We start from the raw sequence: 13,058 nt of genomic DNA, 5'->3' as shown, positions 1-13,058 counted from the left end.
GGCCCTCAGGCGGCGAGCACGCCGCGGAAGTAATCGATCGTGCGCTCGAGGCCGGCGGTGAGCGCGACCGACGGCTTCCAACCGAGCTCGCGCTGGGCGATGTCGATGTTGGGCTGCCGCTGCTTCGGGTCGTCCTGAGGCAGCGGGCGGTGCTCGATCTCGGAGGTGCTGCCCGTGATGCGCAGGACCTCGTTCGCGAGCTCGAGCATCGTGAACTCGCCCGGGTTGCCGACGTTGATGGGCCCGGTGACCCCGTGGTCGGTGTTCATCAGGCGAACCATGCCGTCGACGAGGTCGTCGACGTAGCAGAACGAACGAGTCTGGGATCCGTCGCCGTAGATCGTGATCGGCTCGCCGCGAAGCGCCTGGACGATGAAGTTCGACACGACGCGCCCGTCGTTCGGGTGCATCCGAGGCCCGTACGTGTTGAAGATGCGGATGACCTTGATCGACAGGTCGTGCTGGCGCCGGTAGTCGAAGAACAGCGTCTCGGCGGCGCGCTTGCCCTCGTCGTAGCAGGAACGTGGCCCGATGGGGTTGACGTTGCCCCAGTAGTCCTCGGTCTGCGGGTGGATCGCGGGATCGCCGTAAACCTCCGAAGTCGACGCCTGGAGGATCGGCACACGCAGGCGCTTGGCGAGACCGAGCATGTTGATGGCGCCCATGACGCTCGTCTTCGTGGTCTGCACCGGGTCGTGCTGGTAGTGCACCGGCGACGCGGGGCACGCGAGGTTGTAGATCTTGTCGACCTCGAGATACAGCGGGAAGGTCACGTCGTGGCGGATGACCTCGAATCGCGGGTTGTCGAAGAGGTGCTCGACGTTGCGGCGGGATCCGGTGAAGAAGTTGTCGACGCAGATGACCTCATCGCCCTCGGCGAGAAGACGCTCGGACAGGTGGGACCCGATGAACCCGGCTCCGCCGGTGATCAGAACTCTCGATGACACTTCCGAAGCCTATCAGCGCGGCATCCTGCCGCTCAGCGCGTGGTCGAGACCATCCGCGCCTGTCCGAAGGTGCGGCCGAGCTGGCCCTCGAGGCGTCCGACGAACATGGGCCAGCCGTCGCCGATCGTGATCGGCGCGGGGTTGCGGACCCCGTAGAGCAGCCCGGCACCCGTGAAGGCGAACCGCCACCACTGCGGATAGCGGTGGACTCCGAGAACCCGGGCGGTACCACGACCGTATGCACGCAGCTTGCGGCGCCGCTCGGCGGTGGTGAGCCCGAACCCGGTCGAGATGCCGTCCACATGGACGTCCGCGGGGAGCCAGCGGAAGTCGTGCGCCAGGCGCGGCTCGCGTGCGAGCGCTCGCAGCAGGAGGTCGGTGCCTTCGGCGACCTGCCACGGGGTGGCGGCGCCCGGGCCGAGGCGCTCGTCGAAGCCGCCGATGGCGTCGAAGAGTGATCGGCGCATGAGGATGCCCATCTCGATCACGGCCCAGACGTTGAAGCGGTCCAGGGGCGTGCCGGGTGCGGGCAGAGTGGTCTTCGGTCCCCGTTCGTCCCACGATGTGAAGCCGCCGGCGATGAAGTCGTCCGCGTCGACGGCCGCGTGCAGGGCGTCGACCGTGCCTGCCGGGTAGACCGTGTTGTCGTTCGGGAACGTGACGACTCGTTCGCCCGCGGGCAGTGCCGCGACGCCGGTGTTCCGGCCCAGCGAGGCGCCACGGGCGGAGGTGGCGGCGGTCACGGCCATCCCGCGGCCCGCGTATTCGGCGACGAGGGTCGCGACCTCGTCCTGTTCCCCCTGAGCGACGATGGCGACCGCATCACCGTCGCGCAGTTGCGGCTCGAGCGAGTCGAGCAGGGTGCGGAGCGGGCCGAGGCGGCCCAGGGTCGTCACGACGAAGCCGAGGTTCACGCTTCCGATTGTCCCCTGTCGACGGGGTCGACGCGCAATCCCGCTCGACTCAGCGACGGTTCTCGTCCAGCAGCGCGTTCCACGCGGTCGTCGTGGCCGCCCAGGTGAATCGTTCCGCGTTGCGCCGGCTGCGCTCGCGCAGGTCGGCCCGGCGAGCGGGATCGCGGACGAGCTCCATCATGAGACCCCCGAGCGCCGCAGGCTCGGCGGCGGGGAAGTAGAGCGCCGAGTCCTGCAGGATCTCGCGGTTGATGGGGATGTCGGAGGCGAGGACGGGCGCTCCATAGCTCTGCGCCTCGAGCGGCGGCAACCCGAACCCCTCGTGGAAGGACGGCCACACGAACCCGTCCGCGTCGGCGAAGACGCCGGCGAGCTCGGAGTCGGAGACCGGGCCGCGCCACCGGATGCGTTGCGGCGGGATGCCCTTCTCCGCGGCGTAGGGCTCGAGGTCGGGATCGAGCCTGCCGACGAACTCGACGACGATCGGTGCATCGTCGTCGACATGGCCCAGCGCGTCGATGACGGCCCGGGTGTTCTTGGCCGCACCATGCCGTCCGAATGCGACGAAGCGGATCTCGGAGTCGTCGGCGGCCGGGCGCCCCGCCTCCGGTGAGCCGAGGCTGTCGGCGCCCTCGTAGACCACGTCGATCGAGTCGGCCGACACCCGGAACCGTTCGGCGATCTCACGCTGCGACGCATGGCTCACCGTCACCAGCCGCTGGCCCCGGCGCAGCATCCCGAATCGCACGGCGAGGTGCCACTGCACGCGGAAGAGGACGGTGAAGTCCTGGGGGCGGATCGTCGGGGCGATGTCGTGAAGCACAGTGAACTGGTTCCGGTACGACATGGGCGCGATGTTCGCGAGGTTCAGCAGGACGGGGGAGCCGTGCCGGCGGAGCCAGCGGGGGAGTTCGAGCTGTTCCCAGACCGGTCCCGCCGATCGGCCGACGGTCTCGATGCGCACGCCGTCGATTCCCGATGTGTCGGCCGACGCAGGAACCAGGAGCACGACGTCGTCGCGCGAGTGTGCGAGGTGCTCGGTGAGTTCCGTGGCGAATCGGCGGACGCCGCCGAAGGAATCGATGAGGAAGCGGCCGTTGACGGCGATGGTCATCGTGCGGTCCTTTCGCGTGAAGTCGCGTGAGTCGCGCTCACGGCGCCGGCTCGACGGGGGTGCGGCGCAGGTCGCGGAGAACGTGCAGGCACCTGCGGGTCAGGAGGGCCGCGGCTGCGCCCTCGGTGGCGGCGTAACCGAGCGCGGCACCGACAGGTCCCCAGGCGATCCCGAGTCCGATCATCAGGGGGATGCCGACGGCGGTCGCGATCAGCGTCGCGCGCATGACGGCGCCGGCTTGGCCTGCGGGGAAGAGCACCAGCCGTGCGACGGCTGTTCGGACCGAGAAGAAGAAGAACACCGCTCCCAGCACCACGAGGATCTCGAACGGCGCGGGCGCGTTGGGCAGGTAGACGCTCGTCAGCCAGGGGCCGACCAGGGCGAGGCCCGCCCATCCCGCGACACCCGTCGCGGTCGCCAGACCGATCGCGATCGTCATGCGGCGTCCGCGATGGCTTCCGTGCGCCTCGCCGATCCACGCCTGAAGCGCGTTGGCGAGCGTCATGGGGATGAATTGACCCAGCTTCAGCATCTTGTCGCCCGTCGCGTAACCGGCCGCGGCGACAGGTGCCGCCGTGACGTTGACGACCGGGGCGGGGACGCTCGAGTAGCCGCTCAGGCCGGCGTCGTTGAGAGCGACGGACAGGTTGGAGCGCAGAAGGCGGGGCAGGTCGCGGGGCCGCGGCCAGGGACCGGGATGCCGACGGAGCAGGCGCACCGTGAAGATCGAGGTGCCGATCAGCGTGACGAGGATGCCGGCGAGGGGATAGAGCACCACGACGCCCGTCGAGAGCACGAGCCCGGCCGCCGCGAGGTTCGCGAGCAGGCGCGGCGCCGCGTCGTAGATGACGATCGTGCGGGGGTCTCCGACTCCGGCGCAGAACCAGGTGAAGGACAGGGCGATGAGGGCACCCTGCATCCCCATCAGGATGGTCAGCCATTCGGAGCCCGGCGTCGCGATCAGCCAGCAGATGACCGCCAGCGCGGGCAGCGCCAGGATCGAGATCGACAGGCGCACCGCGATCGACTCGCGATAGAGCTTGGCGCGCTCGTCGTCGCCCGCCGCGACCGAGATCAACGCGGGGCCGATGGTGGCCCACCCCCAGCCGATCGCGATGGCGGCGAACGTCCCGATCGACTCTCCGGCGATCGCGCTCGCCCACCCGCCGGGCCCCGCGATCGTGGTGACCGCCGGCAGAGCGATGATCGGGGAGAGCGCCGCGATCGCCGGTACGAGGAGGAAGCCGAGCAGGCGACGCTTCATCGAGGGCGCAGCGCTCACCGTGAGGTCTCCACCAGGGTCGCCTCGAGGACGGCGGCGGTGGCATCTGCCGCATCGTCCCAGGTGAATCGTGAGGCCCACGCTTGTGCGGCCGCGCGTGCGGCGGCGTCCGCCGGCTCGTTCAGGGCCTTCGTGATCGCGAGCCCGAACGCGGCGGGATTCGTGGCGTCGGCGTAGCGGGTGACATCACCACCGACCTCGCGCAGCACCGTCACGTCGTTGGCGAGAACGGGGACATCCCGCCGCAGCGCATCGACGACCGGCAGCCCGAACCCCTCGACGAGCGAGGGGCAGACGTAGAGCCCGGCGACCTGGAACAGCGCTTCGAGCTGGTCGTCGCTCACCCACCCCGGAAGGAGGACGTCGGAGTCGAGCCCGAGCCGGGAGACATCGTCGGCGAGCGGGTCGGGGAGTCGGCTTCCCGCGATCACCGTCAGCGGGCGCGCCGTCGCCGGAAGCGTCGCGAGGGCTTCCAGCAGGCCGACGAAGTTCTTGTGCGGCATCCGGTTTCCGACGCTCAGGGCGATCGGCCGATCGGGCGGGAGCCGGAGGGCATCCAGAGCAGTCCACGGATCGTCGACGGGGCGGGGGTCGGCGCTGCCGTTGTGGACGACCGAGATGCGCTCGGCGGGGACGCTCAAGTGGCGCGCGATGCTCGCGGCGGCAGCATGGGACACCGTCAGCACGCGATCGGCTGTCTGCGCCGATCGGCGCATGAGCGTCGAGGTGACGGTCCGTTGCGCGCGTTGCGCGAGGTTTCCCGGCACCTCGTCGTAGATGGCGTCGTGCACCGTCACCACGCGCGGCACGCCGCGGAAGATCGGACCGAAGTTGGCCGGGGCCCAGACGAGGTCGGCGCGTCCGCGCCGGGCGACGACCTCGGTCGCCGCCACGGCCCCCAGTGCCCAGGTGCCGGGGTCGGAGCCGACCCAGTCGAGAGACTGCACGTGCCCGGGAAAGAACCCGCGGACCTCGTCGTCTCCGACCCGGCCGGTCAGCGCCGCGAACCGCACGTCGGGCAGACGCTCCGCCAGTCGAGGCGTCAGCTCGCGCACGTAGGTCTCGGTGCCGCCGCGCGACCCGGTGAACCCGAGCAGGTCGACGAGCACCTTTCGCGACGGCATCAGCTCTCGATGACGGCTTCGGGACGCTGCTCGCGCCTCGGCGTCGTCAGGACGCCCGAGAAGAAGCTCATCATGATGGTCTGGAACCCGAGGATGATGGTGAGAGCGCTGGGCACGGCGATCCGGACGGCCTGCGCGGCATCCTGCTGGCCGAAGTCGGCACTGCCCCACACGCTGACCTGCACGATCCCGATCACGATCCCGAGCAGGAACAGAGCGACGCCCGCGAGCAGGCCGCGCTCGGCCGACCATTTCGCGACGATGCGCCGGTACCGTTCGCTGGTCGGGAGGAAGCCCTCCTGAGTCGCGTACAGCTTCGTCAACCAGAAGAACAGCAGGGCTTGGAAGCCCGTGACGCACAGCGCGCTCGCGTAGACCATCGTGGTGACGTCGAAGCCGATCCCGCCGATCTCCACCCCGCCGAAAGCGAGCACCGCGACCGCGATGGCGCCGAGGAAGAACGCCACGAGGCCGGGGTAGACGAAGAGCCAGCGCGGTGCGAACAGGAGAAGGAAACGCAGGTGGCGCCAGCCGTCGTGCCAGCTGCGGAGGTGCGGCGGGCGCGACCGGCCGTCCTTCTTCAGCGTGGTGGGCACTTCCTCGATCCGGTACTTCGCGAGGGAGGATTTCACCACCATCTCGGAGGCGAACTCCATGCCGGTGGTCTGCAGGTCGAGCGCGCGCATCCGGTCGCGGTTGAACCCGCGGAGACCGCAGTGGAAGTCGCGGACGTTGGGGCGGAAGAAGAGCTGACCGATGGTCGACAGCACCGGGTTGCCGAGGTACTTGTGCAGCGGCGGCATGGCGCCGGGCGCGATGCCGCCGGCGAAGCGATTGCCCATGACGAGGTCGGCGCCCGCTCGCAGGCGCTCGACGAACGGCTCCAGGTTCTCGAAGTCGTAGCTGTCATCGGCGTCGCCCATGATGATGTAGCGCCCGCGGGCGTTGTCGATGCCGTTGATCAGCGCGGCGCCGTAGCCGCGGCGACTCGCCGCCGACACGCGCGCGCCCAGGCGGAGCGCGATCTCCTGCGAGCCGTCCGTGCTGCCGTTGTCGGAGATGAGGACTTCACCCGAGATGCCGGTGCGGGCGAGGAAGCCCTGCGCCTTGCGGATGCAGACCTCGAGCGTCTCGGCCTCGTTGAGGCAGGGCATGAGAATCGTCAGTTCGACCTCGGTGGACGGGGATGCAGCAGTCACAGAGTGTCTTCTTTCGTGTTCCGGGCGATGCGCCGCGGTGGTTCGAGGGCTTCGAGGATTCCCTCGACGGTACGGCGGATTGTGCGGGTCTCGATGGCGGAGTCGTACCAGGTGCGCGCGGTGCGACGAAGAGCGTCGCCGCCGTCGGCGACGGCGCGGATGGCGGCTGCGAGGTCGTCAGCCGAAGCGGAATCGGCGACGACGCCGTTGCTTCCCGTGTCTACCAGTTCGGTGGCGGCATTGCCCGGGTCGGCGACGAGAACGACGGGCGTGCCGTGCGCGTTCGCCTCGACCACCACGAGGCCGTAGCCCTCGCGGCGCGAAGGATTGATGACGCAGAGAGCCCCGTGTATCAGCTCGGCGAGCCGCTCTTCATCGACGAATCCGGGGAACTCGGTCCACGCCTCGCCACCGGACTCCGCGACGGCTGCGCGCACGGCATCGCCGCTCGGTCCTCGCCCGAGCACGATCAGGCGCAGGCCGGGGATCTCCCGGCGCGCCGCGGCGACGGCGGCCGGGAGCGTTTCGACCCGCTTGTCGGGGATGTGACGTCCCACGTAGAGGACGTACGGCGGCTCGGATGCCGGAGTGACCGGGCCCGCTTCGACCGTGGCGTCGATGAGGCCCGGGCTGACGACCGGAGCCGAGCGCAGGCCCTCGTTCCGCAGCCGTGTCGCGCTGAGCTGCGAGTGGCAGGTCGCGAGCGGCGTCACCGCGATGGCGGCGCGCTGGAGCATCCAGGCAATGGTGCCGGTGGCGGTGCCGGAGTACTCGACCCATTGGCGGCGCGGCCAGACCTCCAGGTAGTCGACGACCAGACGCGTGCCCGATCCGAGAAGCGCGAGGCGCGCGGCGAAGACGTTGAAGATCGGCAGACCGCTCACGATCACCGCGCCGTAGCGACGGCGTCGGCGCACGAGCGTCCCGAACAGGCCTGCCGCGAACCGGAGCGCGGCGGGGATGCGCCGCACCCCGTCGGCGGAATAGAGCGAGAGCCGTCCGGTGACCGGAATCACCGTGAAGGCCTCCGGCAGTTCGCCGTCATCGTCCCACTGCCGTGACGTGAGGTAGTCGACGTCGTACCCGAGCTTCACCAGCTCGTCCGCGAAGGCGCGGTACTGGCGCTCCCCGCCTCCGGTGGTGAAGGGGAAGAGGCAGTCGTAGGCGACCGCGAGACGCCGACGCGACGCCACGATCAGCATCCTTCGATGCGGAACAGGCGTGCTTCGGGACCTTCCGAGTCCACGAGCACGAGGTGACGACCCGGTGCGAGGTCTTGGATGCCGTCATAGATGACGGCCTGCGACTGGTCCATGACGTCCTGTCGTCCGAAGTCCAGGACGTAGTCGATTCCGAGGTCATCGACCGTCGAGCAGACGGCCGGGTCGGTGTCGATGTTCCGCAGGTGCGAGTTGAGGTACACCAGCTCGGGGGAGGGGGACCCGAAGATGTGCCGCTGGGTCACTTCGCGATCGGACAGGGCGAGCGCGAGCGACGCGCCGGTGCGCGGACTTCCGATGATGAGCGCGTCCTCGCTGGTCTCTTCCGGCAGTCGGTCGAGCAGGGCTCGTTCGTCGGAGGTGAGGAGGATCGAGTCGTCGGTGTAGGCGTAGGCCTCGCGCACCTGCGAGATCGCGAAGCGGGCGTTGGGGCCGACGGCGACGGAGAACACCGCGATCACCGCGATGACGAGGGCGGCGACGCGGGCCCAGCTCGGCGCGGAGAGCCGCGCGAGGGCTCGGCGTCCCGCGTCGTAGATTCCGAGGGCGCCGAGGACGGCGACAGGGATGGCGGCCATCGGCAGCAGAGCCGCGAGACGGTTCGAGTCGTTGTACCAGGGGTTGGTGAGGAACTCGCGCAGCGGGTGGTCGATGCGCAGACCCGAGGCCACGACGAACAGCAGGACGGCCACCGCGAACGGCGCGAGCAGAGGGAGCGACTTCGGCCGTCGCGCCGCCACGATCGCTCCGGCCACGAGGAGAACGGCGATCACGATGGTCGGCGCGTATCCCCGAGGTGAGGCCAGCGCGGCCTCGCCGAACGCCTGCGCGAGGTTCTGCCAGGGCTTCCAGCCCGAATGCTCGGCCGAGGTCCGGAAAACCGACCACGTCGCGACGCAGACCACCGCGAAGCCTGCCGTGCTCGCCGCGAGCGTCCACCACTCACGCCGCGACCGGCCCGCGATCGCGCGTGCCAGGAGCGTGCTCAGCACCGTTGCGGCAGAGAAGGCGAGGAGGGCCAGGAAGGCGTTCGGGTGTCCCAGGAAGACGCCGCCCGCGAGGAGCGCCACGAGGAGCACCGCGCGGACGACCCCGGCGGGCCGGCGTTCGCGGAGCGCGAGGACCACAGCGGCGAGCCCGGCGGGCGCCATGGCGTAGCCGACGAGGTTGGGGTAGAGCACTCCCCAGTTGAGGAAGAGCGCGGGGAAAGCGCCGAAGCCCGTCGACAGTGCCGCCGCGGCGACGTAGGCGGCTCTGCGACGGTGGAACATCGCCCCGGCGAGGGCCATGATCGAGGCGGGCCACAGGATGGCGACGAAGCCGAGGTTCGCGGCGTTGATCCCCGCCGGAACCGAGACGCCCGTCAGCTCGACGACGAGCGTCGTGATGGCGTGCCACGCGTTGGGGTAGCCGCCGATGTCCGAGGTGGCGCCTATCTGGAACGGCGAGGCGCTGCCGTTCTTGACGGCGAGGGCGATGGCGTTGAGATGGACGATGTTGTCGAACCGCTGGGCGATGTTCTCAGGACCGCCGAAGGCGCGTGCGAACAGGATGCCGAGTCCGCCGGCCGCCGCCGCCAGGGCGCCGGCCGTGGCGAGCAGCGTGCCGCGGGACGAGGGTGCGTCGTCACTCCCCGCGAAACGGCGCAGCACGAGACCGATGCCCGCGACGACCGCCGTGATGATCGCGAGCGGGATCAGGCCCCAGCGCAGACCGGCGAGCGGGGCGACCGTCGCGGCGACGGCGGCGATCGTGACCGAGACCGCCGGAGCGAGGAGCCAGCGCGAAGGGTTGCGTACGCCCCAACCGGCGGCCATCACGATGCCGCCCGGGATGATCAGGAGGAGCGCAGCGACGAGGATCGACGGAAATATGCTGATCCAGCTGTCCATTCGATCCCGACTCCGTCACTGCGACAATTCGACATGCCATCGTAGCCGACGCCTTCAACGGGCTTTCCCACGCTTTCCTCAGGCCCGCGGAATGCGTCGCGTAGGATCGATGACGCCCCGCCCCGGGGGCGCCCATTCGCTTGCCCCGAAACGAAAGCGTTCGCCCCATGGACCTCCTCATCGTCGGCTCCGGCTTCTTCGGCCTCACCATCGCCGAGCGTGCCGCGGCATCCGGTCGCAAGGTGACGGTCATCGACCGACGTCACCACATCGGCGGCAACGCCTACACCGAGAACGAGCCGACCACCGGCATCGAAGTGCACAAGTACGGGGCCCACCTGTTCCACACTTCGAACGCGACGGTGTGGGAGTACGTCAACCGCTTCACGCAGTTCACGAACTACGTCCACCGCGTGTATACGACCCACAAGGGCGTCGTGTACCCGCTTCCGATCAACCTCGGAACGATCAACCAGTTCTTCCAGGCGGCGTACACGCCCGGTGAGGCACGCGACCTCATCCAGGAGCTCGCGGGCGAGTTCGACCCGAAGCAGGCGAACAACCTCGAGGAGCGCGCCATCGGTCTGATCGGCCGTCCGCTGTACGAGGCGTTCATCCGGGACTACACCGCGAAGCAGTGGCAGACCGATCCGAAGGAGCTGCCGGCCGAGATCATCTCGCGCCTGCCGGTCCGCTACACCTACGACAACCGCTACTTCAACGACACCTGGGAAGGCCTTCCGGTCGACGGCTACACCGCCTGGCTCGAGCGCATGGCCGACCACGCGAACATCGAGGTGAAGCTGAGCACCGACTTCTTCGACGAGTCGCAGCCGCTGAACAAGAAGGCGACCGTCGGCCAGGTGCCGATCGTCTACACCGGCCCCGTCGACCGCTACTTCGACTACACCGAGGGCGAGCTGTCGTGGCGCACCCTCGATTTCGAGCAGGACGTCCTCGACATCCCGGACTTCCAGGGCACGAGCGTCATGAACTATGCCGACGCCGATGCGCCGTACACCCGCATCCACGAGTTCAAGCACTTCCACCCGGAGCGCGCCGACCGGTACCCGACGGACAAGACCGTCATCGTGCGGGAGTACTCGCGCTTCGCGACCCGTTCCGACGAGCCGTACTACCCGGTGAACACGGCCGAGGACCGCGCCGGACTGCTGGCGTACCGCGACCTCGCCAAGGGTGAGCAGGACGTCCACTTCGGCGGGCGCCTGGGCACGTACCAGTACCTCGACATGCACATGGCCATCGGCTCAGCGCTGTCGATGTGGAACAACCACCTCGCGTGAGGACGTCGTGGGTTCGCTGACGGACCGCGTGAGCGGTATCGCCGGACCGGGGACGGACGCGGGCCGTTGGGGGTACCGCGCCGACATCGACGGGCTCCGAGCCGTCGCCATCCTGCTGGTCGTGACCTATCACGTCTGGCTCGGGCGCGTATCGGGCGGTGTCGACGTCTTCCTGATGCTGTCCGCGTTCTTCCTGACGCGTACGTTCCTGCACCGCATCCACACCGGAGCGCCACCGGACGTCGCGCGCCGGCTCGTCGGGACGTTCCGGCGCCTCCTGCCCGCCGCCGCTGTCACGCTCCTGCTCGTTCTGCTGCTGGCGCGCCTGTTCTATCCGGCGACGATGTGGCGGTCGCTCTGGGAGCAGACGTGGGCGTCGTTGCTGTACATCCAGAACTGGATCCTCGCCGCCGACGCGGTCGATTACTACAACCGCGGCGAGGCGCTCAGCCCGCTCCAGCACTTCTGGTCCCTTTCCGTGCAGGGGCAGGCGTTCGTGCTGTGGGCTCTGCTCTTCGCGCTCTGCCTGCTGATCATCCGGCGATTCCGGCGGTCTCCGGATGCGGTCGTCGCGATGGTCTTCGGCGCGGTCTTCGTGATCTCGCTGTGCTACTCCGTCGTACGCACGGATGCCGCCCAGCAGCTGGCGTACTTCGATACGGGTGCTCGCCTGTGGGAGTTCGCTGCGGGGTCGTTGCTGGTCGTCGCGCTCCCACACCTGCGGCCCGGGCCCGTCCTGAGCGCCCTGCTGGGGTGGACGGGCATCGCCGGGCTCCTCGCCTGCGGAGTCGTCCTCGACGTCGAGGGCGGCTTCCCCGGGTACCTGGCCCTCTGGCCGGTCGTGTGCGCGGCGATGGTCGTGGTCTCGGGAACCGGAGACGCCGGCTACGGACCCGCTCGATTGCTCGCGTCGCGTCCCCTACGGCTGGCCGGCCGCGACGCTTACGGCCTCTACCTCGTGCACTGGCCGATCCTCGTCACGTGGCTCGTCGTCCGCGAACGCACCGAGGTCGGTCTGGTCGGGGGCCTCGCCATCGTCGTCGCCTCCGTGGTGTGCGCGCGACTTCTGACGTTCGCCGTGGACCACCCGGTGCGGCAGTGGCGCCGGGCCGAACGCGGCGTCATGCCGTCTGTCGCTGTCGTCGCTGTCGCCGCGCTCATCGTCGTCGTCCCGGTCGGGACGTGGCAGGGCGTGACCGCGTACCGCGAGCAGAGGGTGGCCGAACAGCAGCTCATCGCGAACCCGGGCGCGCACGTGCTCTTCGACGACGACGTCTCCGAGCCCGACGCGGAACTTCCGATGATCCCGCTCGCGACCGCGATCGAGGACGAGTGGGTTCAGCTCGAGCTCGAGTGCAGCGGCCCGCGCGCCATCACCGACGACATCCTGCACGGCTCGTGCTCGGAGATGCCCGGTACTCAGCGCGCGAGCGAGCTGATCGCGGTGATCGGCGATTCGCACGCGCAGCAGATGACCGCGGCGCTCGTGCCGATCGCGGAGCAGCGCGGCTGGGGCGTGATCACCCTCGTGCGCGGTGGCTGCGCCATGGGCCTGGACGATCCCGGGTTCGATCCCGACTTCTGCCCGCAGTGGCGCGAAGCGGCGATCAGCCATGTGGAGGCGATCATGCCGTCGGCGGTCATGACCATCGTCACCGCCGCCGACGCGGGCGACGAGGACGAGCGCCTCCGGCCGGGGATCGAGCGGTTCCTCGACCGCATGGACGCCGCCGGCATCCCGATCATCGCCGTGCGCGACAACCCGAGGTTCGGTTACGACATGTTCGGCTGCGTCATCGAATCGGACGACCCGGACGGTTGCTCCATGCCGCGCGGCAGCTCGTTGGCCGCTGCGAATCCGGCACGGATCCTGCAGCGAGAGAGCATCACGCACGTCGATCTGACCGAGTGGATCTGCCCGGATGACGTCTGCCCCGCCGTGGTCGGCAACGTCGCGGTCTATCGCGACGACAACCACCTCTCCAGCTCGTATGCGCGTACCCTCGCGCCGGTGCTGGAGACCCAACTGGGGGAGCGCTGGTGACCCTCGCCCCCCGCGGGT

Annotated in this window: 10 protein-coding genes; 2 read left to right on the top strand and 8 right to left on the bottom strand. The window is 69.5% G+C overall.

Going from position 1 to position 13,058, the window contains the following annotated elements:
- Nucleotides 1-5: 5 nt before the first annotated feature.
- The 8 genes from CI089_RS02750 to CI089_RS02715 are packed head-to-tail and all read right to left on the bottom strand — an operon-like array spanning nt 6 to nt 9,692.
- Entirely contained in the window at nt 6-947 is a 942-nt protein-coding gene (locus CI089_RS02750; RefSeq protein ID WP_094260155.1) for a UDP-glucuronic acid decarboxylase family protein, read from the bottom strand.
- Between the two features lie 32 nt (nt 948-979).
- Nucleotides 980-1,861, bottom strand: a complete 882-nt coding sequence (locus tag CI089_RS02745; RefSeq protein WP_094260154.1) for a glycosyltransferase family 2 protein — start codon at nt 1,859-1,861, stop codon at nt 980-982.
- A gap of 49 nt (nt 1,862-1,910) precedes the next feature.
- On the bottom strand, nt 1,911-2,975 hold the full coding sequence (locus CI089_RS02740) for a glycosyltransferase family 4 protein (RefSeq protein ID WP_094260153.1): 1,065 nt from the start codon (nt 2,973-2,975) through the stop codon (nt 1,911-1,913).
- Nucleotides 2,976-3,012: 37 nt separating this feature from the next.
- Complete coding sequence (locus tag CI089_RS02735) at nt 3,013-4,257, bottom strand: lipopolysaccharide biosynthesis protein (protein WP_094260152.1); 1,245 nt, start codon at nt 4,255-4,257, stop codon at nt 3,013-3,015.
- Nucleotides 4,254-5,381 (bottom strand): glycosyltransferase family 4 protein, encoded by a 1,128-nt coding sequence (locus tag CI089_RS02730; protein ID WP_094260151.1) that lies wholly within the window; start codon nt 5,379-5,381, stop codon nt 4,254-4,256. Before CI089_RS02730 ends, CI089_RS02735 begins: the two co-directional genes overlap by 4 nt.
- The gene (locus tag CI089_RS02725) at nt 5,381-6,580 is read right to left on the bottom strand and encodes a glycosyltransferase family 2 protein (protein WP_256977408.1); all 1,200 of its coding nucleotides are present in this window, start codon (nt 6,578-6,580) and stop codon (nt 5,381-5,383) included. Before CI089_RS02725 ends, CI089_RS02730 begins: the two co-directional genes overlap by 1 nt.
- Entirely contained in the window at nt 6,577-7,773 is a 1,197-nt protein-coding gene (locus CI089_RS02720) for a glycosyltransferase family 4 protein (protein WP_179223210.1), read from the bottom strand. The genes CI089_RS02725 and CI089_RS02720 overlap by 4 nt, the downstream gene beginning before the upstream one ends.
- 2 nt (nt 7,774-7,775) lie before the next feature.
- Nucleotides 7,776-9,692 carry a DUF6541 family protein gene (locus tag CI089_RS02715; RefSeq protein WP_094260149.1) on the bottom strand — a complete coding sequence of 639 codons (1,917 nt, stop codon included), beginning with the start codon at nt 9,690-9,692 and terminating at the stop codon, nt 7,776-7,778.
- Nucleotides 9,693-9,859: 167 nt separating this feature from the next.
- On the opposite strand from CI089_RS02715, the gene glf reads away from it, so the two are divergent.
- Nucleotides 9,860-10,996 carry a UDP-galactopyranose mutase gene (gene glf / locus CI089_RS02710; RefSeq protein WP_094260148.1) on the top strand — a complete coding sequence of 379 codons (1,137 nt, stop codon included), beginning with the start codon at nt 9,860-9,862 and terminating at the stop codon, nt 10,994-10,996.
- A gap of 7 nt (nt 10,997-11,003) precedes the next feature.
- Nucleotides 11,004-13,040 carry an acyltransferase family protein gene (locus CI089_RS02705; RefSeq protein WP_179223209.1) on the top strand — a complete coding sequence of 679 codons (2,037 nt, stop codon included), beginning with the start codon at nt 11,004-11,006 and terminating at the stop codon, nt 13,038-13,040.
- Nucleotides 13,041-13,058 lie beyond the last annotated feature (18 nt).

It is taken from the genome of Microbacterium sp. Yaish 1 (genome assembly GCF_002245215.1).
Lineage (GTDB): Bacteria > Actinomycetota > Actinomycetes > Actinomycetales > Microbacteriaceae > Microbacterium.
Note: the sequence above shows the minus strand (reverse complement) of the source record. Positions and strands in the feature narration are given on the sequence as shown.